A 24,897-nucleotide genomic window follows, 5' to 3' on the forward strand; every position below is an offset into this window, starting at 1 on the left:
GGCCGCCGTCGGACGGTACTACCGGCAGGCAGTACCGTCCGGCGACTGACGATTCATATGCGCGTACGGGTGGCGATCACCTCTTGCGCACGACGACGAAGTCGGCGAGCGCCACGAGCTGGTCGCGCACGCGCTGGTCCATGTCCACGTCGTCGAGGGCCTTGATGGCGATCTCGTACTGGCGGCGCGCCTCGTCGGCGGTCCACCGGCGGCCGCCGGCGGCCTCGATGAGCGCGGCGCGGGCCGCGAACTCCTCCTCGGAGAAGTTCTCGAAGTCGTTGCTCTTGGCGTCGGCGGCGAGCAGCTCGGTGAGCTCCTCACTGGCCGGTCCGCCGGCGGCGAGGGCGGCGACGACGGGGAGCGACTTCTTGCGCTGGCGCAGGTCGCTCCAGGTCTGCTTGCCGGTGGACTCCGGGTCGCCCCAGATGCCGAGGAGGTCGTCGACGGCCTGGAAGGCGAGGCCGAGGTGGTAGCCGTACTCCTCCAGCTTGTCGGCCGTACGGTCGTCCGCGCCGCCGAGCACGGCGCCGATGGAGACCGCGCAGGCGAGCAGGGCGCCGGTCTTGTTGCCCTCCATCTCCAGGCACTCTTCGACGGTGACGCTCTCGCGGTGCTCGTAGGAGATGTCCTGGGCCTGGCCGTCGATGAGCTTGCGGCTCGCGGTGGTCAGGCGGCGGGCCGCGCGGCCGGCCTCGACCGTGCCGAGCTCCAGCAGCACCTCGTTGGCCAGGGCGAACAGGGCGTCGCCGACCAGGATCGCGAGGGCGGGTCCGTGGACCTTCCACACCGTGTCGCGGTGGCGGCGCTGCTCGTCGCCGTCCATCAGGTCGTCGTGCAGCAGCGAGAAGTTGTGGACGAGTTCGACCGCGACGGCGCCGGGGATGCCGACCTCGGCGGCGGCGCCGGCGGCCTCCGCCGAGAGCAGGGCGAGGGCGGGGCGGACGGCTTTGCCGCCGTCGCCGTCCGCCGGGTTGCCGTAGGCGTCGATCCAGCCGAAGTGGTAGGCGGCGACGGTGTCCATGGGCGCGGCGAGCCGGTCCACGGCGGCGCGGAGCACGGGCGTCGAGAGCGTACGGCCTCGTTCGAGGAGGGCGAGCGTGTCCGCCTTCTCCCCGCCGGCCGGGCCCGCACTGGCGTCCGTGTTCTCGACGGCCGGATTCCCCGGGTTCACTGGCTCTCCTCTGGTTCCTGTACGTACTGCGGTGCTTGGTGCTGCGGTGGTGCCGGTGGTGCCGGTACCGATGGCGCCGACGGTGCCGGTGGTGGTCATACCGCCTCCTGCAAGGGGTGTTCGCGGTGGCGGCCCAGCGGGACCAGCGCGGCATGGGCCGCGTTCAGTCCGCTGCGGACGGCGCTCTCCATGGTCGCGGGCCAACCCGTCGCGGTCCACGCACCGGCGAGGAACAGCCCCGGCGTGTCGGTCCGGGTTCCCGGCCGCAGCCGTCCGACACCGGGGGTGGGGGCGAAGGTCGCGGTGCGTTCCCGGGTGACGAAGAAGTCGCGCACCTTGGCTCCGCGCGCGGCGGGCAGCAGCCGTTCCAGCTCGGGCAGGTACTTCGCGCGCAGGACCGAGACGGGCTCGTCGATGTCCTCGTGGGCCACCGACTGGGACAGCGCCAGGTACTGGCCGCCGTCGGGGAGTCCCGAGGAGTCGGTGCGGTCGAAGACCCACTGCACCGGGGAGCCGAGGGCCGCGAAGAAGGGCTGCTTGAGGACCTTGCGGTCGTACACGACGTGCACGTTGAGGATCGGCGCGGTGCCGATGTCGAGCAGCTTGTCGGGGTCGGCGAGCGCTCCGGCGGGCAGCAGTCCGTGCGCCTCGCGCTGCGGGACGGCGAGGACGACGGTGCCGGCGTCGAACGAGCCGCTTTCGGTGGCCACCCGCCAGCCGTCCTCCGGGGTGCGGGAGATGTCCGTGACCCGGGTGCGCAGCTCGGTGCGCACCCCGGCGGCGTCCAGGGCCTTGCGGGCGAGGGTGTCGTGCAGGTCGCCGAGCGGTACGCGGGCCCAGCCGATGTCGGCCGCGCCGTTCTCGGAGAGCAGGCCGGTCTTGAAGACCATGGCGGCCAGGCCCAGCGAGGACTGCCCGGCGGTCGCGTTGAGCGTGGCGATGCCGACGAGGTCCCACAGGGCCTCGATGGTGCGCGGGGACTGGCCGTACCGGCCGAGCCAGGTGGCGAAGTCCACGCCGTCGAGCGCCGGGTCGGCCGGGTCGAGGCGGCGCAGCGCGAGGGCGGCGCGCCCGACGGAGGCCCGCTCGGCCAGCGAGAGGTGCGGGTAGCGGGCCAGCGAGGCGGCCAGGTGCAGCGGTACGGGCAGGGCGCTGCGGCGCAGCCGTCCGAGCCGGGGGCCGCCGGGGTGGGCGACGTCGAGGACGGGTACGTCGAGCCGGTCCTGCAGGGGTGCCAGGTCCGCGCCGTCGATGCGGTCGAGGAACCACCGGTAGGCGGTGCAGCAGCGCAGGTAGACGTGTTGGCCGTTGTCCACGGTCAGTTCGCCGCGCTTGAAGGAGAACGCCAGGCCGCCGAGGCGGGGCCGGCCCTCCAGCAGGGTCACCCGCAGGCCCGCGTCGGCGAGTTCCAGCGCGGTGGTGACGCCGGCGAGCCCGCCGCCGACGACCACGGCGTGCTGCGCGCTCATGCGTCCTCCTCCGTCGCTCCCACAGACGCCGCCGGGCGCCGCGGGGTTGCTCCCGTCCGCCCCGCCGGCACGGCTCGCCGGCCCGCCGTCATCAGAGCCGCCTCCTGGCGCTCTGGCGCGCGATGGTCCGCGCGTCCAGGCCGGAGAGGCCGCGGACGGCCACGTACGCCTTCTCGTGCGGCGGCAGCGAGACCCGGCCGCGGAGCACGGCTTCCGGCTCGCGCTCGATGCGGTCGAGCAGGCGCCGGTAGATGCCGGCCATGGCCGCTACGCAGGCGCCGCTGCGCCGGTCGAGCAGGGGCAGCAGCCGGTAGCCCTCCACGAACAGGGCGCGGGCGCGCCGGACTTCGTGGTGGACGAGGCCGGCGAAGTCGGCGTCGCGGGGCATCCGCTCGCTGCGGAAGCCGTCGGAGCAGCCGAACTTGGCGAGGTCCTCGGCGGGGAGGTAGGTGCGTCCGTTGTGGGCGTCCTCGCGAACGTCCCGCAGGATGTTGGTGAGTTGCAGGGCGAGGCCGAGGGTGTCGGCGTACTCGCCGGCCCGTGCCGCGTCGTGCGCGCCGGTCGCACCGGAGCTCGCGGTGCCGAACACGCCGAGCGAGAGCCGGCCGATGGCTCCGGCCACGCAGCGGCAGTAGACCTTGAGGTCGTCCCAGGTCTCGTACGTCTCGCCGCGGACGTCCATGAGGACGCCGTCGATGAGTTCGTCGAGCCCTTCGAGCGGGATCGGGAAGCGGCGCGAGGCGTGCGCGAGGGCGACCGCGACCGGGTCGGTGTCGTCCTCGTCGATCTCCTCGGCGCGGATCCGGCCGAGCAGGGTGCGGGTCTCCTCCAGCCGGGTCAGCTTGACCTCGGGCGGCAGCGTGCCGTCGCCGATGTCGTCGACCCGCCGGGAGAAGGCGTACAGCGCGGACATGGCTTGGCGCTTGTCCGCGGGCAGCAGCCGGATGCCGTAGGCGAAGTTGCGCGCCTGCGAGCCGGTGACGGCCTCGCAGTAGCTGTAGGCAGCCGAAATCGGTGCGGACATCGCTGTCGGCACGGACGGCGCGCCCGGTGCGGAAGCGTGTGTGGGGCCCTCCACGGTCGGGCTCACCCCTTTCTCGGCGCTGTGCGCAGGACGGCGGCCACCTCGCGGAGCAGGCCGCTCTTGGTGGCCTTGGGCGGGCCGGGAAGGACGTCGAACCCGGCGGCGGTGACGGCTCGCAGGGCGGCGCGTCCTCCTCCCACGAAGCCCGCGAGCAGCAGCCGGAGCCTTCCGTGGACGCTGCCCACGAGCGGCGTGCCTTCGTCGAGGAGCTCCCGCGCCCGTTCGGTTTCGAAGGCGACGAGGGCGCGTACGGACGCGCCCGCGGACGGGGCCTTCAGGTCGGTCTCGGTCACGTGGAAGCGGCGCATGTCCTCGCCCGGGAGGTAGACCCGGTCCCGGGCGAGGTCCTCGGCGACGTCCTGGAGGTGTTCGGCGATCTGCAGGGCGGTGCAGACGGCGTCGGAGCGGCGGATCCGCTCGGGGGTGCTGGTGCCGGTGAGGTCGAGCACGAGCCGGCCCACCGGGTTCGCGGAGAGCTCGCAGTAGCCGACGAGGTCGCCGTACGTCGCGTAGCGCGCGACCCGCTGGTCCTGGCGGTTGGCTTCGATGAGCCCGAGAAACGATTCGGGGGTGAGCCCGTGGGCGCGCACGACGGGCTGCAGGGCCAGCATCAGGGGGTGGCGCGGGGGCCCGTCGGTGCCGCCGAAGACCCGGCCCAGGTCGGCTTCGAGGGCGTCGAGCATGGCGGTCCGGTCGTCCACGGCGGCGGGGTCGAGGCCCAGCAGCACGGCGTCGCGGCCGCCCGGGGCGAGGTCGCCGTCACCGATGTCGTCGACCAGGCGGGCGTACCCGTAGACCGCCATCAGGCCCTCGCGCCAGGCGCGGGGCAGGAAGGCGGGGGCGACGGGGAAGTTCTCGGAGCGCGCCTTGTCGAGGGTGGCGGCGCCGGGGCGGGCGGGGAAGGAGCCGGAGGCATCGGGCAGCTCGTGCGGCCGGGGGCTGGTGCCGTGCCCCGGGGTCACCGCCAGCCGCCCGCGGCGGGGACGGCCGTCGTGCCTGGGGGCCGGAGAATTCCCGTAGCCATTGCCGTCACATCTCCCGTTCTACACTGCCAACCCAAAACATCCTATTTCGGACACGCCGCCGCGTTTTCCCCGGGGCGTCCTGGGCTATTCACCTATGGGGGGAATCGCCCCCTCTTGCCCTCGATTGAGCCTGGCCCAGCTTACGCTGTACAACGCCGCCGGGCCTCGACGGGTATTCGCTCCGCACACAATGTCGCCCGCACGCCACCCGCCAATGTCCGCACGTCACCCGCGGGAAAAGCGGCCCGTCCCGTGCGTCCGGCGCCCTTACGGCATGCGACGGCCCCCGCCGCCGGACGCGGTGGGGGCCGTCGGTGGCGGCCGTGGACGGGGAACCGTCAGCCGGTCGCCTTCTCGTATGCCGAGACGACTTCCTCGGTGGGGCCGTCCATCAGGAGTTCGCCCCGCTCCAGCCACAGCACCCGGTCACAGGTATCGCGGATGGAGTTGTTGTTGTGGCTCACCAGGAAAACGGTGCCGGCCTTCTTGCGCAGTTCGCGGATGCGCGCCTCGGAACGCACCTGGAACTTCCGGTCACCGGTGGCCAGCGCCTCGTCGATCATCAGGACGTCGTGGTCCTTCGCCGCGGCGATGGAGAAACGCAGGCGCGCCGCCATGCCCGAGGAGTACGTGCGCATCGGAAGGGAGATGAAGTCGCCCTTCTCGTTGATCCCCGAGAAGTCGACGATGTCCTGGTAGCGCTCCCGGATCTGCTCGCGGGTCATGCCCATCGCGAGACCGCCGAGGACCACGTTGCGCTCGCCGGTGAGGTCGTTCATCAGCGCCGCGTTGACACCCAGCAGCGAGGGCTGGCCGTCGGTGTAGACCTTGCCGGACTCGCAGGGCAGCAGACCCGCGATGGCACGCAGCAGGGTGGACTTGCCGGAGCCGTTGGAGCCGATGACACCGATGGCCTCGCCCCGGTACGCCGTGAAGGTGACCCCGCGCACGGCGTGGACCCGGCGGACACCCGGTGCGTCGCCGCCCCGGCGGACTATCTTGCTGAGCGCCGCCGTGGCGCTGCCCTTGCCGGAGCTGCCGGTGTTGACCCGGTAGACGATGTGCACGTCGTCGGCGATGACGGTGGGGACGTGCCCCTGGTTGTTCTCAGCCACGGCCGTAACGCTCCTCAGCCTTCCAGAAGTACACGAATCCGCCGACGCCGATCAGGACGGCCCAGCCGACCGCGAATGCCCAGACGTGCGGCGGCAGGTTCTCCCGGCCGTACCCGTCGATGAGCGCGAAGCGGATCAGGTCCATGTAGATGGCGGCCGGATTCCACTGCAGGGCGTCCGCGATCCACGCGGGCTTGCCCTTGAGCATCTCGCTGATCGAGAACATGACGCCCGAGGCGTACATCCACGTACGCGTGACGAACGGCATGAGCTGCGCGAGGTCGGGGGTCTTGGAACCCATCCGCGCGAAGATCAGGGCGAGACCGGTGTTGAAGGCGAACTGGAGGACCAGCGCCGGAAGCACCAGCAGCCAGGACAGGCTCGGGTAGTTGCCGAAGCCGATCGTGACCACGAACACGACGATCATCGAGAACATCAGCTGCTGGAGCTGCTGCAGCGAGAACGAGATCGGCAGCGAGGCGCGCGGGAAGTGCAGGGCGCGGACCAGCCCGATGTTGGACGGGATGGCTCTGACACCCGCCATCAGCGAGCTCTGCGTGAAGGTGAAGACGAAGACGCCGATCACCAGGAAGGGAATGTAGTCGTTCTTCTCGATGCCCCGGCCGGCATTGAGGATCAGGCCGAAGATCAAGTAGTAGACCAGCGCGTTCAGCAGCGGGGTCGCCACCTGCCAGATCTGGCCGAGCTTCGCCTGGCTGTACTGGGCCATGAGCTTGGCCCGGGAGAACGCGATGATGAAGTGGCGGCGGTCCCAGAGCTGGCGCACGTAGGCAACCAGGCCCGGCCGGGCTCCGCTGACGGACAGGCCGTACTTCCTGGCGAGCTCCGAGGGGCTCAGCCCGGCGTCATCGGACGGCCGCTTGCTCGTGGCAAGGGCTCCGTCCTGGGTTGTGTCACTCACAAGATGAAACTTTCCGTCTTCATGATGCGGCAGAAGGTGGCATCGGGCCTGAGTCGATCGGTTCGTGATCGCGCCATGGTCTCAGACCCGGACGTGTCAGATGACAGGCGGTCGGCCCAGCCGGGTCAGCCGCCAGACCGTACGCCATTTCATGGGGCGCCGTGGACCACAGGAGGTCGTCCAGCCCTCCTTGAACCCGCCGAACCAGGCCTTGAGCGCGGGACCCGAAGGCTTGCGCAGGAGCGTCAGCAGGAGCCAGACGCCCACGTAGACCGGGACCAGCGGGGCGGGCAGGTTGCGGCGTGCGAGCCACACCCGGTTGCGAGCCACCATACGGTGGTAGACCGCGTGCCGGGAGGGGGCCGTGGCGGGGTGCAGGAGCACCATGTCCGCCCGGTAGTCGATCAGCCACCCGGCGTCGAGCGCCCGCCAGGCCAGATCGGTCTCCTCGTGCGCGTAGAAGAACTGCCCGGGGAGGTCTCCGACCTGTTCGAACACCTTCGTGCGGACGGCGTTGGCGCCGCCCAGGAAGGTGGTGACGCGCGAGGAGCGCATCGGGTCGGAGGCCCGCAGCCGGGGGACGTGCCGCCGCTGGGTCTCGCCGGTTTCCGGATCGGCGATCCGGAAGGTGACGATGCCCAGCTCGGGGTCCTCGGTGAAGGCCTGCCGGCACAGCTCGGCGGTGTCGGTGCGCTCCAGCAGACCGTCGTCGTCCAGGAAGAGCAGGACGTCCGCGTCGAACCCGTCCGAGCCGGTGCCGCCCGCGGTGCGGAAGGCCTCGATGCCGACGTTGCGGCCGCCCGGGATGCCCAGGTTCTCGGGCAGCTCGACGGTGCGCACACCGGCCGCCGGGTCCGCCAGGCCGGTGAGCCGTACGCCCTGGCCCACGACGACCACCTCGACCGGGGCCCCGTCCTGCCGGGCCACCGAGTCGAGGAGCGCCTTGAGCTCGTCCGGGCGGTTGCCCATGGTGATGATGACGGCGCCCAGCCGCAGGGGGGCCGTCACTTGAGCCTGCTGGAGGCCAGGACCGACACCAGGTGCAGCACCGTCTGGAGCATGGCGATGCCGGCGAGCACCGCGACGCCGAGGCGGGAGAAGTACAGGTCGCCGCGGACCTGGTCCAGGACGGCCAGCAGCAGGATGAGCAGCGAGGCCTCGATGCCGAGGACCAGGCGGTGGAACTTGAGCGCGGCGGCGGCCCGGCGGGCGAGCGCCATGCCGGACGAGCGCGGCGTGGCCGCCGCGTCCTGGACCACGGGCTTGCCGGCCTGGTGGCGGGCTACGCCGACCAGGTCGGTCTCGGCCTTGATCAGGATCGCGCCGAGCGCCGCGAGGGTGCCCAGGAAGGCCCACAGCCAGTCGATGCGCCCGGTGCCCCACAGGTCGGAGGCGCGCAGGCCGAAGCCGACGAGCACCGCCGCGTCGCACAGGTAGGCGCCGACCCGGTCCAGGTAGACGCCGGACAGCGAGAACTGCTTCTTCCAGCGGGCGACCTCGCCGTCGACGCAGTCGAGCAGCAGGTACATCTGGACCGCCACCACGCCGAGGACGGCGCCCCAGACGCCCGGCACGAGCAGGGCCGGGGCGGCGAGGACTCCGGCGAGGGTCATCACGTAGGTCAGCTGGTTCGGCGTGACCTTGGTGGTGACCAGGAGGCGGGTGATGCGCAGGGAGATCTCGCGCATGTAGAGGCGCCCGCCCCAGTGCTCGCCGCTGACCCTGTCCTTGACGCCCGCCGGGTGAACGACGGGGCGGAGTTCAGCTACGGATGGTCTTGGCATAGTCGGCGTAAGCGTCCCTGATCTCGGCTGCGGACAGGTTGAGGTGTTCCAGGATCGTGAAGCGTCCCGGACGGGTCTGGGGGGCGTACTCGACGGCCGCGACGAACTCGTCCACGCTGAACCCGATCTCCTCGGGCAGCACGGGCAGGCCGTGACCGCGCAGCACCCGGACGAAGAGCTCGGACTGCTCCTTGGCGCCCCGCAGGTGCATGGCGAAGGCGGCACCGATGCCGACCTGCTCGCCGTGGAGCGCGGAGCGTCCCGGGTAGAGCAGGTCGAAGGCGTGGCTGATCTCGTGGCAGGCGCCGGACGCCGGGCGGGTGTCCCCGCTGATCGACATGGCGATGCCGGTGAGGACCAGCGCCTCGGAGAGCACCGTGAGGAACTCGTCGTCGCCGCAGCCGCCGGGGTGGCGCAGTACGGACTCTCCCGCGGTACGGGCCATGGCCGCGGCCAGACCGTCCACCGGCTCGCCCGTGATCTTGTGCGAGAGCTCCCAGTCGGCGATCGCCGAGATGTTGGAGAGGCAGTCGCCGATCCCGGAGCGGACGAACCGCACCGGGGCGTCGCGGATCACGTCGAGGTCGATCACCATGGCGATCGGCGTCGGGACTCCGTAGGAGCCCCGGCCGTTGTCGTTGTCCAGGGTGGCGACCGGCGAGCAGATCCCGTCGTGCGCCAGGTTGGTGGCGACGGCCACCATGGGCAGGCCGACCCGCGCCGCGGCGTACTTCGCCACGTCGAGGATCTTGCCGCCGCCCAGGCCCACGACCGCGTCGTAGCGGTTCCCCTTTATGTCGTCGGCGAGCTTGACCGCGGAGTCGATGGTCCCGTCGACGACGGAGTACCAGTCGGCGTGCGGCAGCACGGGCTCCAGCTTGGCGCGCAGCACCGCGCCGGAGCCACCGCTGATGGCGATCGCGAGCTTGCCGGACGACGAGATCCGCTGGTCGGCCAGGAGGCCGGCCAGGTCGTCCATCGCGCCGCGGCTGATGTCGACGACGAGGGGCGAGGGGATGAGCCTCGTCAGTACTGGCATGCGATCGTCCGGCCCTTGGCGAGGTCGTCGTGGTTGTCGATCTCGACCCACTTGACGTCGCCGATGGGGGCCACGTCGATGGTGAAGCCGTCGTTGACGAGCTGCTGGTAGCCGTCCTCGTAGTAGAGGTCGGGGTCGCGCTCGAAGGTGGTCTTCAGGGCCTCGGCCAGGGCCTCGGCGGCCTCCGGCTCGATGAGGGTGACGCCGATGTACTCGCCGGTCGCGGTGGACGGGTCCATCAGCTTGGTGATCCGCTGAACGCCCTTCTCACCGTCGGTGATGACCTTCATCTCCTCGTCGGCCAGGCTCTTGACCGTGTCGAGGGCGAGGATGATCTTCTGGCCCTTGCCGCGGGCGGCGAGCAGGGTCTTCTCGACGGAGACCGGGTGGACGGTGTCGCCGTTGGCGAGGATCACGCCCTGCTTGAGGACGTCACGGGCGCACCACAGGGAGTAGGCGTTGTTCCACTCCTCGGCCTTGTCGTTGTCGATCAGCGTGATCTTGACCCCGTACTTGGCCTCCAGGGCCTCCCGGCGCTCGTACACGGCTTCCTTGCGGTAGCCGACGACGATGGCGACCTCGGTCAGGCCGACCTCGGCGAAGTTGCCGAGGGTCAGGTCGAGGACCGTGATGCTCTCCTCGGCGCCTTCGGGTCCGACGGGCACGAGGGCCTTGGGCAGGGTGTCGGTGTAGGGACGCAGGCGGCGTCCGGCTCCGGCAGCGAGGACGAGGCCGATCATGCTGGTTCTCCTTCGTCATGTACGGCGGGTGCCCCGGAGGAAACCCAGAAGCGGATGCTCTCCACGAGCACCACGAGTGCCACGAACACGGCGAGGGCCGTGAGCGCGACGGGGAAGTCCACGGCGCGCGACGCCAGGACGGAGGCCAGGACCGTGATCAACAGAACCCGGCCTTCGTGCCCGCCGATCGTCCGCACCAGCCAGTGCGGGGGCGCGCCGGTGCCACCGCGGATGCGGTAGACCGTGTCGTAGTGATGGTAGGCGACCGCCGCGACCAGTCCGAATGCCGCGGGAAGGGCCCCGGGAACGTCCGCCTTGGCGGCGAGGATCAGGACGGTGGTGTATTCGGCGGCCCGGAAGACGGGCGGCAGCAGCCAGTCCAGCGGGGCCTTGAGCGGCTGCGCGACGGCGGCTCCGGCGGTGAACACGTACAGCCCGGCGAAGAGGATCGGCAGGGAGCTGCCGAAGGACGACTCCCGTGCGGCGATCAGCAGCATGACCGCCGATCCCACCCCGCTCACCATGAAGGCGGGCGCGGTGTAGTGCGGCAGCCTGCTCAGGCCGCGGGCGATCAGCTCGCCCAGCGGGCCGGTGTCCGTCAGGTCGCCCAGCGCCCGGGCGGCGCGGTCGGTCCGCTGCGCCTTGCGGGTCAGCGAGCGCAGGACCCGGCCGGCGGTGGTGTAGAGCGCGCCGAAGGCGCAGCCGACCAGCAGGGCGTAGAAGACGATCCGCGGGGTGGTGAAGGCGATGAGGACCGCGATCATGGCCCAGCGCTCGCCGATCGGCAGGATGATCATGCGCCGGACCCAGACCGTCCAGCCGACGCTGTCGAGCTTGTCGGACAGGGCCGCGGTGGGGCTCGTATTGGCGGTGGCGTCGTGGTTGGCCTCGTTGAAGGCGAAGTCCACGACGTGCCGACAGGTCATGAGGATCATGGCGCCCAGGGCCAGGGCCCAGACGTCGTCGCCGTTCCTGGCCGCGCCGAGCGCGAGGCCCGCGTAGAAGGAGTACTCCTTCGCGCGGTCGAAGGTGGCGTCGAGCCAGGCGCCCATCGTCGAGTACTGGAGCGAGTAGCGGGCGAGCTGCCCGTCCGTGCAGTCCAGGACGAAGGAGACGAGCAGCAGCACGCCGGAGGCCACGTAGCCCCAGCGGTCGCCGGTGGCGGCGCAGCCGGCCGCGATCAGCGCGGTGATCAGCGAGGCGGTCGTGACCTGGTTGGGGGTCAGTCCGCGGCGCGCGCACCAGCGGGCGATGTAGCGCGAGTACGGGCTGATGAAGAAGGTGGTGAAGAACCCGTCGCGGGACTTCACGGCGGTGCGCAGCCGGACGGCCTCGTCGTCGACGGCGGCCACGGCGGCGGTCGCCGTCGCGCGCTCGGCGGTGGTGGCGGGCACGGCGGCGACGAGGGTGCCCAGCTCGGGGCGGTGCACGGGGGTGCCGGCGGCCTCGACGGCGGCGGCGAGCCGGTCGGGGTACGGGCCGTCGCCCACCGGGGCGTACGCATCGAGCGCGGCGGCCCGGTCCAGGGCCGCGCGGGCGCCGGGCTGGACGGCGAGGGCCCCGGTGACGGCGCAGGCGTCGAACCGCGGGTCGGTCAGCGCGAGCCGCAGTGCGTGCACGTGGCCGACGAACTCCCCGTCCACGACGGCCACCCGCTGGTCGGCGGGTACGAGCGCCAGCGCGGCGGCGGTGTCGGACGGGGTGGCCGCGGGGTGGACCTCGAAGCCGAGTGAGCGCAGCTCGCCGGCGAGCGCTGATCCGGGCACCGGCAGGCCGGTAAGGATGACGGTCGGCAGACGAACTCACTCCTTGCACGCACACGGGTTAACGGGCGCCGGGTGGGCCGGCGGCACGTCGGCAGAGGCTATCGGATGAACGGAAGCGGGGGTTCACCGCCTGTTTACGCTCCGATAAGCCGAAAATCACGGGCTTGTCGGCCCTGTGGCGATCATCATTGACGATCGGAAGCGGCGATCACAAACCGCCGCCGGCACCTCGGCTGTTAAGCTGGCCGCAGACGCGTACGAGTTTCGCAAATGCGTCGCAATCGCCCGAATGTCACATGAGACGTGAGAAAAGAAAGAGGTGGGGTTGATGACCGTCGCAGGCGTCGCCGCCCAGCGCAGCGCACTCCGGTACATCCCCCTCTCCTTCCGGGCGTCCGGCCGGGTCTGATCACACCGATCACCCCCGTCGGCCGGAGCCCCCTTTCAAGGGTTCACGTTGACCGACAACACCGGTAACACCAACAACTCCCACACCACCGATTTCAGCACGCAGGGCGACCTCTTCTTCGAGGCCTTCTTCGCGCTGCACCGCGGGCTGCCCCGGCAGTCCCCCGGCTCCGAGGCGACCACCCGCCACCTGCTGTCCCTGTGCGGACCGCTGCCCGAGCGGCCGCGCGCCCTGGACCTGGGCTGCGGTCCCGGCCCCAGCGCCCTGCTGCTCGCCGCCGAGGCGGGCGGCCTCGGGGCCGACGTCACCGCCGTCGACCTCCACGACGGCTTCCTCGACGAGCTCCGCGCCGCCGCCGCGGCCCGCGGGCTCACCGACCGCGTCCGCGCCGTCAAGGCGGACATCGGCGACCTCGCGTCTTACCCGGACGGAACCTTCGACCTCGTCTGGGCCGAAGGCTCCGCCTACAACATCGGCTTCGCCACCGCGCTCGCCCGGTGGAAGCGACTGCTCGCCCCCGGCGGCACCCTGGTGCTGAGCGAGTGCGAATGGACCGTCGGGGAACCCTCCGCCGGGGTCCGCGCCTTCTGGGACCCGCACTACGCGCTGCGCTCCACCGCCCGCAACCTGGCCGCGATCCAGGCCGCCGGCTACCAGGTGCTCGGAGTCCACCGGCAGCCCGACTCCGACTGGGCCGCCTACTACGGTCCGCTCGGCGAGCGGACCGCCGCGGCCGCGGAACCCTCGGGTCCCGAAGCCGCCGCCGCGCTGGGCTTCGTACGCGAGGAGATCGACGTACGGGAGCGGTACGGGCACGAGTACGGGTACACCGCCTACGTCCTGCGGCCGGTGACGGCCGGGGACGGCGGCGGCTGGCCCGTCCGCCCCGAAGCGGCCGGGGACGCGGCCGCCGTGCACGCGGTGAACTCGGCCGCCTTCGAGACCCCGGCCGAGGCCGACCTCGTGGACGCGCTGCGCGCCGACGGCTCCTGGCTGCCCGGCCTCTCCTACGTGGCCGGGGCCCCGGACGGGTCGGTCGCGGCGCACGCCCTGCTGACCCGGTGCACGGTCGACGGGGTGGCCGCGCTCGCGCTCGCCCCGGTGGCCGCGGCTCCCGCGCTCCAGCGCTCGGGCGCCGGCAGCGCGGTCGTACGGGCACTGCTCGCGGCGGCCGCGGAGCGCGGGGAGAACCTCGTCCTCGTCCTCGGGCATCCCGAGTACTACGGGCGCTTCGGGTTCGTGCCGGCTTCGCGCTTCGGGATCAAGGCGCCCTTCGAGGTGCCCGACGAGGCCATGATGGCGCTGGTGCTCGACGATTCGGTGCCGGTTCCCACGGGCACGATCAAGTACCCGGCCCCGTTCGGAGTTTGATGCCGGGTCCGGCCCCCGGCCGGATGAACTGACCGATCCGCACGCTCCGCCCCCCGCCGCATATCACGCGGCGGGGGGCGGACATGCGCGGATCACCGAAGTGGGGGCAATCCCCATTTGTACGGCAGACTGAAAGCCGAAGTCCGAAGCGAAGGATGGGTATGCCGACCACACCAGCCACCGCCGCGAACAGTGCGACCACCGGCACCGGCGCTCAAGAACCGATCATGCTCGAACTGGTCGACGAGTCCGGCAACACCATCGGTACGGCGGAGAAGCTCGCCGCTCACCAGGCGCCCGGTCAGCTGCACCGGGCGTTCTCGGTGTTCCTCTTCGACGAGCAGGGCCGGATGCTGCTCCAGCAGCGCGCCCTCGGGAAGTACCACTCCCCCGGCGTCTGGTCGAACACGTGCTGCGGTCACCCCTACCCCGGGGAGTCGCCGTTCGCGGCCGCGGCCCGGCGGACCCACGAGGAGCTGGGGCTGTCGCCCTCGCTGCTCGCGGAGGCGGGGACGGTCCGCTACAACCATCCGGACCCGGCGTCGGGGCTGGTGGAGCAGGAGTACAACCACCTGTTCGTGGGACTCGCGCAGCGGTCGGTGCGGCCGGATCCGGAGGAGATCGCGGACACCGCCTTCGTGACCGCGGAGGAACTCGCGAAGCGGCACGCCGAGGTCCCGTTCTCGGCCTGGTTCATGACCGTGCTGGACGCGGCCCGGCCCGCGATCCGCGAGCTGACGGGCGACGCGGCGGGCTGGTAGCAGCCGGCCCCGGGGTTCAGACCGCCGAGGTCGGAGTGGCCGCGGGTGAGGCGAGGGCCGTGGTGAGCGGCAGCGCCGCCCAGATCACCTTGCCGCCCGTGGAGGTGTGCTCCACGTCGCAGACCCCGCCGGCCTCCAGCGTGATCTCCCGGACCAGGAGGAGGCCCCGGCCGCCGGTCTGGCCGAAATCGGCCTCCAGCGCCTTGGGGCGGTACGGGTGGTTGTCCTCGACGGCCACCCGTACCCACTCCCGGCCGATGGCGACCTCCACCGCTACCTCCGGCGAGAGCACGGCCGCGTGCCGGACCGAGTTCGTCACCAGTTCGGAGACGATCAGCAGCAGGGAGTAGACCAGGTCCCGGTCGGCCGGCACCTCCTGCCGGCCGAGCAGGTCACGGACCGCGCGGCGGGCCTGCGGAACGGATTCTTCTACTGCGGGCGCCGTGAATCGCCACACCCCTTCGTACGCGAGGGGGCTGGCCGCGACCTCCGGCTCCTCCCCCTTGACTGGCGGGACGCTCCCGCTCACATCCATCTCCCGGCCCCCGTCTTCACGCTCGATCGTCTGCACACGTCAAGAGTGGGGACCGGACCGCTCCGCGCCGGACCACTGACCAGAAGTCAGCATCAATCGGACACTTTCTGACCACTGGCGTATGACAGAGTCAGTTGTTCGACCGTTCCTGATCTTCTGGGGGCCGCATCTCGGCCGCCTCGTGCGCCTCGGGCGCTGCCACTCCCGCCCCTCCAGGCGTCACCGGAACCTCGTCGTCCCTGACCAAGCCCAGGATGCGGCGGGCTCCCATGCCCACGGCGATCAGACTCAGGCCGTCGAACAGCAGCGCGAGGGAGAAGAACGCTCCGATCACGTACAGGCTGCTGCCCGGCCAGTTGGCGAGGATCAGGAGGCCCAGCAGGATGCCGAAGGCGCCCTGGACCAGGGTCAGCCCCAGGTGCGCGCCGCGCACCACGACGGCCCCGGCCAGCCGGAACACCCCGCCGGTGAGGAACAGCAGCGCGGCGAACATGGTGAGCGCCTCCGCGCTCGCTTCCGGGCGGCGCAGGATCACGAAACCCGCCGCGATGTTGATCGCGGCGACGATGACGGCGAGCCAGAAGTAGTTGCTCTTGCGGGACTGGATCGCCTGGAGCAGGCCCACCACACCGCCGGCCAGCAGCAGCCAGCCGAAGAGGAACATCGTGGTCAGGGTGGCGACGCCGGTGTAGACGAGGCCCACCAGACCGGCCACCACCAGGAGCGCCCCGAGCAGGGCCATCCACGCGAAGCTGCGGCTGACCTTCTTCTTGTCGGCCTTGCCGTCCTGTGGACCCGTACGGTCCGTACCCTCGGCACGGTCTGCGCCCATGGACGCCACCTCCTCGCTGCCCCCGACGGACCCTCGGACCCCGTGACTGCCTGCCGGTCCACCGAGCTGCCGGTGACCGGTCTCTTGATCATAGGATCGACCGTCCGGGATAGCATCCGGCGCATGGACGCCGCCCTGCTCTCCTCCGTCGCCGACGGGGTCGCCACCGTCGTGATCTCGCACCCCGCCAAGCGCAACGCCATGACGGCCGCGATGTGGCGCGGGCTGCCCGAGCTGCTGGCCGGGCTCGCGGCGGATCCCGCCGTACGGGTCCTGGTCCTGACGGGGGCCGGCGAGACCTTCTGCGCGGGCGCCGACATCTCCTCGCTGACCGGGGACGAGGACCCGCAGGCCCTGGCCGTGGCGGCGGAGGAGGCGCTCGCCGCCTTCCCCAAGCCCACGCTGGCCGCGATCCGCGGGTTCTGCGTGGGAGGCGGCAGCCAGCTGGCCGCCGCCTGCGATCTGCGCTTCGCCGAGGAGGGGGCCTCCTTCGGGGTGACGCCGGCGAGGCTGGGCATCGTGTACCCGGCCTCGTCCACCCGGCGCCTCGCGTCCCTGGTGGGCCCGTCGGTCGCCAAGTACCTCCTCTTCTCCGCCGAGTTGATCGACGCGGAGCGGGCGCTGCGCACCGGGCTGCTGGACGAACTGCTGCCGGCGGGTCAACTGGCCAAGCGTGTAGCGGAGTTCGCCCGGATCCTGGCCACGCGTTCGCAGCTCACGCAGAGTTCGGCGAAGGAGTTCGCGGACGGCCGCACGGACCGGGACGCCTACTGGGCGGCGCAGGCCGCCGCGAGCGGCGACATCGCGGAGGGGGTCGCCGCGTTCCTGGAACGGCGCGCGCCCGCCTTCACCTGGACTCCGCCGGCGCAGTGAGCCCGCGCAGCCGCGCGACGATGTCGGCGGGCGCCCTCTCGGGGGAGCCCGCGTCGTAGGGCGGCCGCGGATCGTACTCGGTCATGAGCTGCACGGTCTGCGCGTACGCGTCCCCCGCGATGCGGCCGAGGAGCGCGAGCCCCATGTCGATGCCCGCGGACACCCCGGCCGCCGTCACGTACTTCCCGTCGAAGACGACCCGCTCCCCGGTGGGCTGCGCCCCGAACGGGGGCAGCCGGTCCAGGTACAGCCAGTGGCTGGTGGCCCTGCGCCCGTCGAGGAGGCCCGCGGCGGCGAGCAGGGTCGAGCCGGTGCAGACCGAGGTGGTCCAGGTGGTGGTGGCGTCGACGGTCCGCAGCCAGTCGAGGACGGCGGGGTTCTTCATCTCCCCGTCGGTGGCCGGCCCGCCGGGCACCAGGACGATGTCCGGCCGCGTCACCTCGTCGAGGCCCTTCGCGGCGACGAGGGCCAGCGAGCTCTGGTCGGCCCGTACGGGCCCGGGCCGCTCGGCCACGAACACGGTCTCGGCGCCCGGGAGGCGGCCGAGGGTGTCGAAGGGACCGATGGCGTCGAGGGCGGTGAACCCGTCGAAGAGCAGGACGGCGATCTGCATGGCTCCTCCGGAGCGGTGGTCGGGGTGGGGCGGTTGCACGGCCCGGGGTGCGGCCGGGGCGTGGTCGGGGCGTGTCGGGCTCGGTTCCTGGGGTCAGGGGTCAGGGGTCAGGGTGGGCAGGGGTCAGGCGTCAGGGCCCGGCTGCGGTGGGGTGCCGAAGCGGCGGCGGTATTCGGCCGGGGGCTGGCCCAGGGTCTTCACGAAGGCGCGGCGCAGCGCTTCCGGATTGCCGTATCCGCAGGCCCGGGAGATCTGGGCGACGCCCTCGCCGCCCTCCTCCAGCAGCCGCCGCGCGTGCTCGACCCGGACCCGCTCCACGTACCGCCCCGGCGTCACCCCCGTCTCCGCCTGGAAGGACCGCGCGAAGTGCCGGGGCGACAGCGCGGCCCGCGCGGCGAGGGCTTCCACGCTCAGGTCCTCCCCCGGGTGCTCCGTGATCCAGTGCTGCACCTCCCGCAGCGGTTCCCGCTGCGCCGTCTGCGCCGCGAGCTGCGCGCTGAACTGCGCCTGGTTGCCGGGCCGGCGCAGGAAGACGACCAGGTGCCGCGCGATGGACAGCGCCAGTTCCCGCCCGTGGTCCTCCTCCACCAGGGCCAGGGCCAGGTCGATGCCCGCCGTGACCCCGGCCGAGGTGGACACCGGCCCGTCGCGGACGTAGATCGGGTCGGGTTCCACGGTGACGGCCGGGTAGTCCCGGGCCATCCGCTCGCACGCGTACCAGTGGGTCGTCGCGCGCCGTCCGTCCAGCAGCCCGGCCTCGGCCAGCAGCAGGCCGCCGGTGCACACCGACACCAGCCGCTCCGCGGAGCGGCCGTACGCGCGGAGCCAGTGCGTGATCCCCGGCGCGAAGTCCCCCGTGTACCGGCCTCCCGGCACCAGCAGGGTGGTGCCGGCGCCCGGGCGCTCGCTCTCCAGCTCCCCGTCCGGGACCAGCCGCAGTCCGCTGCTCGTGCGGACCGGGGCGCCGCCCGGTGAGACGGTGCGGAGCGCGTACCGCGCCGGTCCGGGGTGGTGGTCGGCGCCGGAGAACACCTCCATCGGCCCCGTGACATCCAGGCTCTGCACGCCGTCGTAGAGGACGACGAGCACGTTTCGCGACGACATGACTCCATCATGTGGCACCCCGCGCGAGGGCCGCAATGACGTGGACCCCACCTATCCGGCCATACGGGTGCCGATGCGATCCTGTCCTGTCCCCGCCGCCCCCCCTTCTCCCCCTCGCTCCGGAGCCCGTCCTGTACCCCGTCGCCGCCGCGTGCCTGTCCGCCGCCCTCCTGCTCGGGGTGCTGGCCTTCGCCGTCCTGCGCCCGCGCGGGCTGCCGGAGGCCGCGGCCGCCGTGCCCGCCGCCGGGCTGCTCGTCGTCCTGGGCGTCGTACCGCCGGCCGACGCGTGGGCGCAGACCCGTGAGCTGCTGCCGGTGGTCGGGTTCCTCGCGGTGATCCTGGCGCTGGCCCGGCTGTGCGCCGACGAGGGGCTGTTCAAGGCCGCCGGCGCCGCGGTGGCCCGGCGGGCGGCCGGGCGGGGGCCGGTGGCGCTGCTCGGCGGAGTGTTCGCCGTCGCCTCGGTGGTCACCGCCGCGCTGAGCCTGGACGCGACCGTGGTGCTGCTGACCCCGGTGGTGCTCGCGACCGCCTCCCGGCTGGGGGCCCGGCCGCGCCCGCACGTCTACGCGACCGCGCACCTGGCGAACTCCGCCTCGCTCCTCCTGCCGGTCTCCAACCTCACCAATCTGCTCGCCTTCGCCGCCAGCGGGCTCTCCTTCACCCGGTTCGCCGCGCTCATGACCCTGCCCTGGCTGGCGGCGATCGGCGTGGAGTACGCGGTGTTCCGGCGCTTCTTCCGCAGCGACCTGGCGGCGCCCCCGGAGCACGTACCGCAGGCCGGGGAGCGGGCGCCGCTGCCCCGGTTCGCGGCCGGGGTGCTCGCGCTGACCCTGGCCGGCTTCGCGCTCGCCTCCTTCGCGGGGGCGAGCCCCGCCTGGGCGGCGCTGGCGGGCACGCTCGCCCTGGCCGTACGGGCGCTGCGGCGCCGGGAGACCACCCCGGCGGCGATCCTGGGCTCCACGGCACCGGCCTTCTGCCTGTTCGTGCTGGCACTGGGGGTGGTGGTGCGGGCGGTCGTGGACCACGGGCTCGGGGACGCGCTGGAGTGGGTGGCCCCGGCCGGGGATTCGCTGCCGGCGCTGCTCGGAGTGGCGGCGGTGGCCGCCGTACTGGCCAACCTGATCAACAACCTGCCCGCGGTACTGGCCCTGCTCCCGGTGGCCTCGGCGGGCGGCGCGGGGCCGGTGCTGGCGGTGCTGATCGGGGTGAACATCGGGCCGAACCTGACCTACGCGGGCTCCCTGGCCACGCTGCTGTGGCGGCGGATCCTGCACGCGGACGGGTACGACGGCGTCACCCTCGGGGCCTTCACCCGGCTCGGCCTGCTGACCACCGTGCCGGCCCTCGCCGCCGCGGTGACGGCCCTGTGGGCGGGCCTTCGGCTCCTCGGCACGTGACCCGCCGGCGGGCCGCGGCCACGTCCCGGCCCCGGGATCCGGACGCGCGGGGCGCGGATAGGATCGGGGCATCATGACTGCAACCCTCGTCGCCAAGAAGCTCACCGCCGCGCACGGTGAGCGCACGCTCTTCGCCGATCTCGACCTCGTCGTCGCACCCGGCGACGTCATCGGCCTCGTCGGCGTCAACGGCGCCGGGAAGTCCACCCTGCTGCGGATGCTCGCCGGGATGGACGCCCCCGAGACCGGTGAGCTGCGCCTCTCCCCGCCCAGCGCGGCCGTCGGCCACCTGCCGCAGGAGCCCGAGCGGCGCCCCGGCGAGTCGATCCGCGAGTTCCTGGCCCGCCGTACCGGTGTGGCCGCGGCGCAGGCCGAGCTCGACGCGGCGACGCAGGGCCTCGTGGACGGCACCCCGGGCTCGGACGACGCGTACGCGGACGCCCTCGACCGGTGGCTGAACCTCGGCGGGGCCGACCTCGACGAGCGGGCCCTGCAGGTCGCCGACGACCTCGGGCTGTCGGTCGGTCTCGACCTGCCGATGACCGCGCTGTCCGGCGGCCAGGCGGCCCGCGCCGGACTGGCCTCGCTGCTGCTGTCCCGCTACGACGTCTTCCTGCTCGACGAGCCCACCAACGACCTCGACCTCGACGGTCTGGAGCGCCTGGAGCAGTTCGTGAAGGGGCTGCGCGCCGGCACGGTCGTGATCAGCCACGACCGCGAGTTCCTCACGCGCACCGTCACCAAGGTCCTCGAACTCGACCTGGCCCAGCAGCAGATCAACCTCTACGGCGGCGGCTACGACGCCTACCTGGAGGAGCGCGAGCGGGCCCGCAACCACGCCCGCGAGCAGTACGACGAGTACTCCGACAAGCGCTCCGCGCTGGAGGACCGGGCCGCGATGCAGCGCGGCTGGAGCGACAAGGGCGTCAAGAACTCCAAGCGCAAGGCCACCGACAACGACAAGTCCGCCAGGAAGGCCGCCGCCGACGCGAGCGAGAAGCAGGCCTCGAAGGCCCGCCAGACGCAGCGCGCGATCGAGCGGCTCGATGTGGTCGACGAGCCGCGCAAGGAGTGGGAGCTGCGCATGGAGATCGCGGCGGCCCCGCGCTCCGGCTCGGTGGTCGCCACCCTGCGCGAAGTCGCGGTCCGGCGCGGGGACTTCGCCTTCGGACCGGCGAGCCTGCAGATCGACTGGGCGGACCGGGTCGCCATCACCGGCGCCAACGGCGCCGGAAAGTCGACGCTGCTCGCCGTGCTCCTGGGCCGGCTGGCGCCGGACTCCGGCTCCGCGAACCTCGGCTCGGGCGTCCTGGTCGGCGAAGTGGACCAGGCCCGCGGCCTGTTCCTCGGGGACGAGCCGCTCATCGAGGCCTTCTGCGCCGCCGTGCCCGACACCGAACCGGCCGAAGTGCGCACCCTGCTGGCCAAGTTCGGCCTGAAGGCGGCGCACGTGACCCGCCCGGCGGCCACCCTCTCCCCCGGCGAGCGCACCCGTGCGGCCCTGGCGCTGCTCCAGGGGCGCGGGGTGAACCTGCTGGTGCTGGACGAGCCGACGAACCACCTCGACCTGCCGGCGATCGAGCAGCTGGAATCTGCGCTCGAGGCCTACGAGGGCACCCTGCTGCTGGTCACCCACGACCGCAGGATGCTCGACGCGGTCCAGGTGACCCGCCGGCTGCACGTCGCGGACGGCAAGGTCACCGAGCTCTAGACCGGAGCCCGCCCAAGATGCCGGGCGGCGTGAGCGCGACTAGCCTTTGTGGGTGAGAGCCGCAACCGCGGAGCACGTCCCCATGGCCGGCCGTTCCACGGCGCCAGGGTCGGCGGACCTGTGCTTCCGCATCTTCGGCGGCCCTGCATCCGATCCCGGACCGCGCCCACGCGTACGCGGCCCGCGGTTCCGTCCTCCACGCCTCGCAGAGGTTCGAGGAGGGCGGAAGGAAAGGGAAAATTCTCATGTTTGCAACGAGAGCGAAGCGCCTCTTCGTGGTCTCCACCGCCGGTCTCCTGATGGCCGGCGGGGCCGCGCTCGGCACGGCGGGTACCGCTTCGGCGGCGACCCCGGCCCAGCACGTCAGTTACGTCGCCGGTGGCTGGGACCACGACGACGACAACGGCTGGCACCACGGCGGCTGGTGGGACGACGATGACGACTACGGCTACGGCGGCTACGGAGGCTACAACCACGGCGACTGCTGACTGCTGACCCGTCCGCCAACCCAGACGTGCGCGGCCCTGCCACAGGGCCGCGCACCGGGCTGCCGCGACGCCCGCGTCAGCTCCCGTCCGGCCGGTCCGCCGGGGCCCGCCGGGTGCGGGCCATCTTCCGGGCCACGAAGGCCCGCGGGAGGTGGCGGACGGCCAGGGCGTACGCCCGGTAGTGCCGGCCGGTGATGCTCACCGGGCGGCGCAGGGCCAGGTCCTTCAGGGCCTGGTCCACCACCTCGTGCGGCTCCAGCCACACCGCGTCGCGCAGGGCGGTGACGTCCATCCCGGCGCGCTCCTGGAACTCGGTGCGGGTGAATCCCGGCACCACCGCCAGCACCCGGACCCCGTACGGCTCCATGTCCACGCGCAGCGACTCGCTGAAGGCCGTGATCCAGGCCTTCGCGGCGCCGTAGGTCCCGGTCGGCAGCAGTCCGGCCACCGAGGAGACGTTGAGCACCGCGCCGCGGCGGCGCTCGCGCAGGCCCGGCAGCACCGCGTGGGTGAGCCGGAGCGGCACCTTGACCAGCAGGTCGAGCATCCGCTCCTCGTCCTCGACCGGGTTGTACGGGAACGGCGCGGGGAGTCCGAAGCCGGCGTTGTTGACCAGGATGTCGACGGGCCGGGCCCGGTCGGCGAGCCGCGCGGTGACGGCTGCGAGAGCGCCCGCGTCGAGCAGGTCGGCGGGGAGCACCTCGCAGACGGAGCCGAACTCCCGGGCGAGGTCCGCGGCGACCTCTTCGAGGCGGTCCTTGTCGCGGGCGACGAGGACGAGGTCGCAGCCCTTCGCGGCGAAGCCGCGGGCGAAGGCCGCGCCCAGTCCGGCGCTGGCCCCTGTGATCAGTACGGTGGTGGTCAAGAGACGTTCGCTTCCTGGCAGTCGGGCGTCTTGCGTGTCACGCGGTGAAACCGGCCGTGGCCGGCGAGGCGTAGGCCTGGGCCACGTCCACGAGGAAGCGGGCCTCGCCTTCCAGGTCCCCTCCCTCGGCCGAGGTCTGGAGGGCCGCGGGCAGCTCCAAGGCGTTCTCGTCGGACCGCTGTTGCGGGATCCCGGCCAGCTTCGCCTGCCGTGCTTCCTTCAGTACGCAGGCCAGCGCGGCCGCGCTGGCCCGCTGTTCGGGCACTCCGCTGCCGGCCACGTGGCTGCGCGCGAGCTCGGGCACGCCGGGGGCGACGTACTCCCCCAGGATCAGGATGGCGTCGCGGGTCTCGATGACCTTGCGGTAGACGAGCAGGTTGCGCGGGACCGGCGGCCACAGCAGTTCCAGCACCCGGCCGGCGCGCGGCTCGTTGAGGGCGACGTGCGGGACGGCGTGTACCAGGTCGCGCCAGAGCGGCCACAGCCGCCAGGCGGTGGCGGTGTCGGCGGCCGTGCGGCGGAAGGTGAACAGCGTCGGGACCAGGATCGCGGCGGCGCGGAGCAGTCCGTGCACGTTCATCAGCAGCGGGTTGGCGGGGATCGCCCAGGTGAAGCCGAACAGTGCCTTGAGCAGGTACACGAACCAGAACACCCCGGCGAGCGCGGTGCCGAGGCCGAACAGCAGCAGTCCGGCGGCGAGGCCCCGGCTCTCGGCACGGCGGCTGTAGCGCCAGCAGACGGATACGCAGACGGTGTTGGCGATCAGGTGGGCGGAGATCAGCACCAGCCAGTACGCGAGGGAGGGCACCGGGTCGCCGACGGGCGGGATGGTGTGCGTGCCGTGCTCGGGCGCGGCCGCGTCCAGGACGACGAGGACGGTCAGCCAGAGGACCGTACCGGCGCCGGAGGCGATCTGGAGCCGGCGGCCCCGGGTGGCGGCGGCCACGAAGTAGAGGACGGCGCCGGCCGAGAGGACGCCGATGAGGTTGCGCACGAGCCCGATGGTGTGCGCGTAGGCCGGGTCGCGGCCCATGGCGTAGGCGACGACGTCGGGGAGGTTCAGGGTCATCGCGGCCGCGGCGGTGGCGACGGCGAGCCACAGGCCCCGCTGGTGCGGGGCGCGCAGGGCGCCGGGCGCGCGGAGCAGGACGGCGATCCAGAGGCACACGACGCCGGGGACGGCGAGCGCGTCGCCGAAGGCGATCAGATCAGAAGCCACGGTGGACGGGCCCCCGTCCGCGCCGCTCGTAGCCCATCGCCGACTCCAGCCGGGCGAGCGTGTCACGGCCCGCGGCGCCCTGGCCGAGGTGCGGGCCGCGGGTTCCGGTGCGGATGCGGATCATGCTGGCGAGCATCTCCGCCTCCCGCTCCTGGCGGGTGGTGTAGTTGGTGCGCCCGAGCACGGTGGGGACGTATCCGTCCGGCCCGCCGGCGCCCGGGGAGTCCTCGGCCGGGGCTTCCAGCGAGTGGTGCCCGAAGAGGATGTGGCCGATCTCGTGGAGCACGATGTGCTCCCGGTGCAGCGGGGTGGTCTGGGCCTCGTAGAAGACGTAGTCCACGTCGGCGGTGCCGACCCACAGGCCGCACACACCGGACTCCGCCGCCTCCTTGGGCAGCGGGTGGAGCCGGATGGGGCGGCCCCGTTGCTCGGCTATCCGCTCGCACAGTCCGTCGAGCGAGAAGGGGTGTCTCAGGTCAAGACGGCCGAGAATCGCCTCGCACCGTTTGCGCAGACTGGGTTGAGGGTGGCGCATGTGTTCCCTCTTCGGACCCTTTCTCGGGCAACGATGATAGGCGTGCGTGGGCTGGGGCATGACGTCCTT

The 24,897-nt window shown here is 72.5% G+C and carries 24 protein-coding genes; 6 read left to right on the forward strand and 18 right to left on the reverse strand.

Features of this window, described 5'->3' with window-relative positions:
* Positions 1-76: 76 nt before the first annotated feature.
* From AC3IX6_RS04795 to AC3IX6_RS04845, 11 genes are all read right to left on the reverse strand, one after another.
* Positions 77-1,171, reverse strand: a complete 1,095-nt coding sequence (locus AC3IX6_RS04795) for a polyprenyl synthetase family protein (RefSeq protein WP_274551904.1) — start codon at positions 1,169-1,171, stop codon at positions 77-79.
* Positions 1,172-1,266: 95 nt separating this feature from the next.
* A complete protein-coding gene (gene hpnE, locus AC3IX6_RS04800; protein WP_489369005.1) occupies positions 1,267-2,640 on the reverse strand; it encodes a hydroxysqualene dehydroxylase HpnE in 1,374 nt (457 codons plus the stop codon).
* Positions 2,641-2,731: 91 nt separating this feature from the next.
* Positions 2,732-3,730: a presqualene diphosphate synthase HpnD gene (gene hpnD, locus AC3IX6_RS04805; protein WP_489369006.1), complete on the reverse strand. Its 999-nt coding sequence runs from the start codon at positions 3,728-3,730 to the stop codon at positions 2,732-2,734.
* Positions 3,727-4,647 (reverse strand): squalene synthase HpnC, encoded by a 921-nt coding sequence (gene hpnC / locus AC3IX6_RS04810; protein WP_489371332.1) that lies wholly within the window; start codon positions 4,645-4,647, stop codon positions 3,727-3,729. Before hpnC ends, hpnD begins: the two co-directional genes overlap by 4 nt.
* A gap of 440 nt (positions 4,648-5,087) precedes the next feature.
* Positions 5,088-5,864: an ABC transporter ATP-binding protein gene (locus AC3IX6_RS04815; RefSeq protein WP_489369007.1), complete on the reverse strand. Its 777-nt coding sequence runs from the start codon at positions 5,862-5,864 to the stop codon at positions 5,088-5,090.
* Entirely contained in the window at positions 5,857-6,786 is a 930-nt protein-coding gene (locus AC3IX6_RS04820) for an ABC transporter permease (RefSeq protein ID WP_489369008.1), read from the reverse strand. Before AC3IX6_RS04820 ends, AC3IX6_RS04815 begins: the two co-directional genes overlap by 8 nt.
* A 96-nt stretch (positions 6,787-6,882) precedes the next feature.
* Entirely contained in the window at positions 6,883-7,755 is an 873-nt protein-coding gene (locus tag AC3IX6_RS04825; protein WP_489371333.1) for a glycosyltransferase family 2 protein, read from the reverse strand.
* 35 nt (positions 7,756-7,790) lie between these two features.
* The gene (locus tag AC3IX6_RS04830) at positions 7,791-8,570 is read right to left on the reverse strand and encodes a CDP-alcohol phosphatidyltransferase family protein (RefSeq protein ID WP_389686711.1); all 780 of its coding nucleotides are present in this window, start codon (positions 8,568-8,570) and stop codon (positions 7,791-7,793) included.
* On the reverse strand, positions 8,548-9,609 hold the full coding sequence (locus tag AC3IX6_RS04835) for an iron-containing alcohol dehydrogenase family protein (protein WP_489369009.1): 1,062 nt from the start codon (positions 9,607-9,609) through the stop codon (positions 8,548-8,550). Before AC3IX6_RS04835 ends, AC3IX6_RS04830 begins: the two co-directional genes overlap by 23 nt.
* Entirely contained in the window at positions 9,597-10,349 is a 753-nt protein-coding gene (locus AC3IX6_RS04840; protein WP_489369010.1) for a phosphocholine cytidylyltransferase family protein, read from the reverse strand. Before AC3IX6_RS04840 ends, AC3IX6_RS04835 begins: the two co-directional genes overlap by 13 nt.
* A complete protein-coding gene (locus tag AC3IX6_RS04845; protein WP_489371334.1) occupies positions 10,346-12,145 on the reverse strand; it encodes a DUF5941 domain-containing protein in 1,800 nt (599 codons plus the stop codon). The genes AC3IX6_RS04840 and AC3IX6_RS04845 overlap by 4 nt, the downstream gene beginning before the upstream one ends.
* A gap of 514 nt (positions 12,146-12,659) precedes the next feature.
* On the opposite strand from AC3IX6_RS04845, the gene AC3IX6_RS04850 reads away from it, so the two are divergent.
* Both AC3IX6_RS04850 and idi read left to right on the forward strand, forming a co-directional pair.
* Entirely contained in the window at positions 12,660-13,895 is a 1,236-nt protein-coding gene (locus tag AC3IX6_RS04850; protein WP_489371335.1) for a GNAT family N-acetyltransferase, read from the forward strand.
* A 161-nt stretch (positions 13,896-14,056) separates the two neighbouring features.
* A complete protein-coding gene (gene idi, locus AC3IX6_RS04855) occupies positions 14,057-14,656 on the forward strand; it encodes an isopentenyl-diphosphate Delta-isomerase (protein WP_375950621.1) in 600 nt (199 codons plus the stop codon).
* Between the two features lie 16 nt (positions 14,657-14,672).
* Here the strand turns inward: idi and AC3IX6_RS04860 are convergent, their stop codons facing one another.
* Both AC3IX6_RS04860 and AC3IX6_RS04865 read right to left on the reverse strand, forming a co-directional pair.
* Positions 14,673-15,227: an ATP-binding protein gene (locus tag AC3IX6_RS04860; RefSeq protein ID WP_489369011.1), complete on the reverse strand. Its 555-nt coding sequence runs from the start codon at positions 15,225-15,227 to the stop codon at positions 14,673-14,675.
* Positions 15,228-15,321: 94 nt separating this feature from the next.
* Positions 15,322-16,023, reverse strand: a complete 702-nt coding sequence (locus AC3IX6_RS04865) for an HdeD family acid-resistance protein (RefSeq protein WP_489369012.1) — start codon at positions 16,021-16,023, stop codon at positions 15,322-15,324.
* 123 nt (positions 16,024-16,146) lie between these two features.
* Between AC3IX6_RS04865 and AC3IX6_RS04870 the strand changes: the two genes are divergently transcribed.
* Positions 16,147-16,896, forward strand: a complete 750-nt coding sequence (locus AC3IX6_RS04870; protein ID WP_489369013.1) for an enoyl-CoA hydratase/isomerase family protein — start codon at positions 16,147-16,149, stop codon at positions 16,894-16,896.
* Here the strand turns inward: AC3IX6_RS04870 and AC3IX6_RS04875 are convergent.
* Complete coding sequence (locus AC3IX6_RS04875; RefSeq protein WP_489369014.1) at positions 16,871-17,509, reverse strand: DJ-1/PfpI family protein; 639 nt, start codon at positions 17,507-17,509, stop codon at positions 16,871-16,873. The genes AC3IX6_RS04870 and AC3IX6_RS04875 overlap by 26 nt on opposite strands.
* A 123-nt stretch (positions 17,510-17,632) precedes the next feature.
* On the reverse strand, positions 17,633-18,613 hold the full coding sequence (locus tag AC3IX6_RS04880; protein WP_489369015.1) for a GlxA family transcriptional regulator: 981 nt from the start codon (positions 18,611-18,613) through the stop codon (positions 17,633-17,635).
* Between the two features lie 155 nt (positions 18,614-18,768).
* On the opposite strand from AC3IX6_RS04880, the gene AC3IX6_RS04885 reads away from it, so the two are divergent.
* The 3 genes from AC3IX6_RS04885 (at position 18,769) to AC3IX6_RS04895 (ending at position 22,209) form a co-directional block, all read left to right on the forward strand.
* Positions 18,769-20,010: an SLC13 family permease gene (locus tag AC3IX6_RS04885; RefSeq protein ID WP_489371336.1), complete on the forward strand. Its 1,242-nt coding sequence runs from the start codon at positions 18,769-18,771 to the stop codon at positions 20,008-20,010.
* Positions 20,011-20,083: 73 nt separating this feature from the next.
* Positions 20,084-21,721: an ABC-F family ATP-binding cassette domain-containing protein gene (locus AC3IX6_RS04890; protein WP_489369016.1), complete on the forward strand. Its 1,638-nt coding sequence runs from the start codon at positions 20,084-20,086 to the stop codon at positions 21,719-21,721.
* A gap of 245 nt (positions 21,722-21,966) precedes the next feature.
* The gene (locus tag AC3IX6_RS04895; protein WP_489369017.1) at positions 21,967-22,209 is read left to right on the forward strand and encodes a hypothetical protein; all 243 of its coding nucleotides are present in this window, start codon (positions 21,967-21,969) and stop codon (positions 22,207-22,209) included.
* Positions 22,210-22,285: 76 nt separating this feature from the next.
* Here the strand turns inward: AC3IX6_RS04895 and AC3IX6_RS04900 are convergent, their stop codons facing one another.
* The 3 genes from AC3IX6_RS04900 to AC3IX6_RS04910 are packed head-to-tail and all read right to left on the reverse strand — an operon-like array spanning position 22,286 to position 24,828.
* A complete protein-coding gene (locus AC3IX6_RS04900) occupies positions 22,286-23,074 on the reverse strand; it encodes an SDR family NAD(P)-dependent oxidoreductase (protein ID WP_489369018.1) in 789 nt (262 codons plus the stop codon).
* 37 nt (positions 23,075-23,111) lie between these two features.
* Positions 23,112-24,293, reverse strand: a complete 1,182-nt coding sequence (locus AC3IX6_RS04905; protein ID WP_489369019.1) for an MAB_1171c family putative transporter — start codon at positions 24,291-24,293, stop codon at positions 23,112-23,114.
* Positions 24,283-24,828, reverse strand: a complete 546-nt coding sequence (locus AC3IX6_RS04910; protein WP_489369020.1) for a hypothetical protein — start codon at positions 24,826-24,828, stop codon at positions 24,283-24,285. Before AC3IX6_RS04910 ends, AC3IX6_RS04905 begins: the two co-directional genes overlap by 11 nt.
* Positions 24,829-24,897: the final 69 nt, after the last annotated feature.

Source organism: Streptomyces sp. GL_141 (assembly GCF_057834385.1).

What these genes read in the sequence shown, in the direction of transcription:
- AC3IX6_RS04835 (WP_489369009.1), bottom strand. Translation starts at nt 9,609, where the DNA reads ATGCCAGTACTGACGAGGCTCATCCCCTCGCCCCTCGTCGTCGACATC.
- AC3IX6_RS04910 (WP_489369020.1), bottom strand. Translation starts at nt 24,828, where the DNA reads ATGCGCCACCCTCAACCCAGTCTGCGCAAACGGTGCGAGGCGATTCTC.
- hpnE (WP_489369005.1), bottom strand. Translation starts at nt 2,640, where the DNA reads ATGAGCGCGCAGCACGCCGTGGTCGTCGGCGGCGGGCTCGCCGGCGTC.
- idi (WP_375950621.1), top strand. Translation starts at nt 14,057, where the DNA reads ATGCCGACCACACCAGCCACCGCCGCGAACAGTGCGACCACCGGCACC.
- AC3IX6_RS04890 (WP_489369016.1), top strand. Translation starts at nt 20,084, where the DNA reads ATGACTGCAACCCTCGTCGCCAAGAAGCTCACCGCCGCGCACGGTGAG.
- AC3IX6_RS04875 (WP_489369014.1), bottom strand. Translation starts at nt 17,509, where the DNA reads ATGCAGATCGCCGTCCTGCTCTTCGACGGGTTCACCGCCCTCGACGCC.
- AC3IX6_RS04865 (WP_489369012.1), bottom strand. Translation starts at nt 16,023, where the DNA reads ATGGGCGCAGACCGTGCCGAGGGTACGGACCGTACGGGTCCACAGGAC.
- AC3IX6_RS04830 (WP_389686711.1), bottom strand. Translation starts at nt 8,570, where the DNA reads ATGCCAAGACCATCCGTAGCTGAACTCCGCCCCGTCGTTCACCCGGCG.
- AC3IX6_RS04880 (WP_489369015.1), bottom strand. Translation starts at nt 18,613, where the DNA reads ATGTCGTCGCGAAACGTGCTCGTCGTCCTCTACGACGGCGTGCAGAGC.
- AC3IX6_RS04870 (WP_489369013.1), top strand. Translation starts at nt 16,147, where the DNA reads ATGGACGCCGCCCTGCTCTCCTCCGTCGCCGACGGGGTCGCCACCGTC.
- AC3IX6_RS04825 (WP_489371333.1), bottom strand. Translation starts at nt 7,755, where the DNA reads ATGGGCAACCGCCCGGACGAGCTCAAGGCGCTCCTCGACTCGGTGGCC.
- AC3IX6_RS04895 (WP_489369017.1), top strand. Translation starts at nt 21,967, where the DNA reads ATGTTTGCAACGAGAGCGAAGCGCCTCTTCGTGGTCTCCACCGCCGGT.
- AC3IX6_RS04840 (WP_489369010.1), bottom strand. Translation starts at nt 10,349, where the DNA reads ATGATCGGCCTCGTCCTCGCTGCCGGAGCCGGACGCCGCCTGCGTCCC.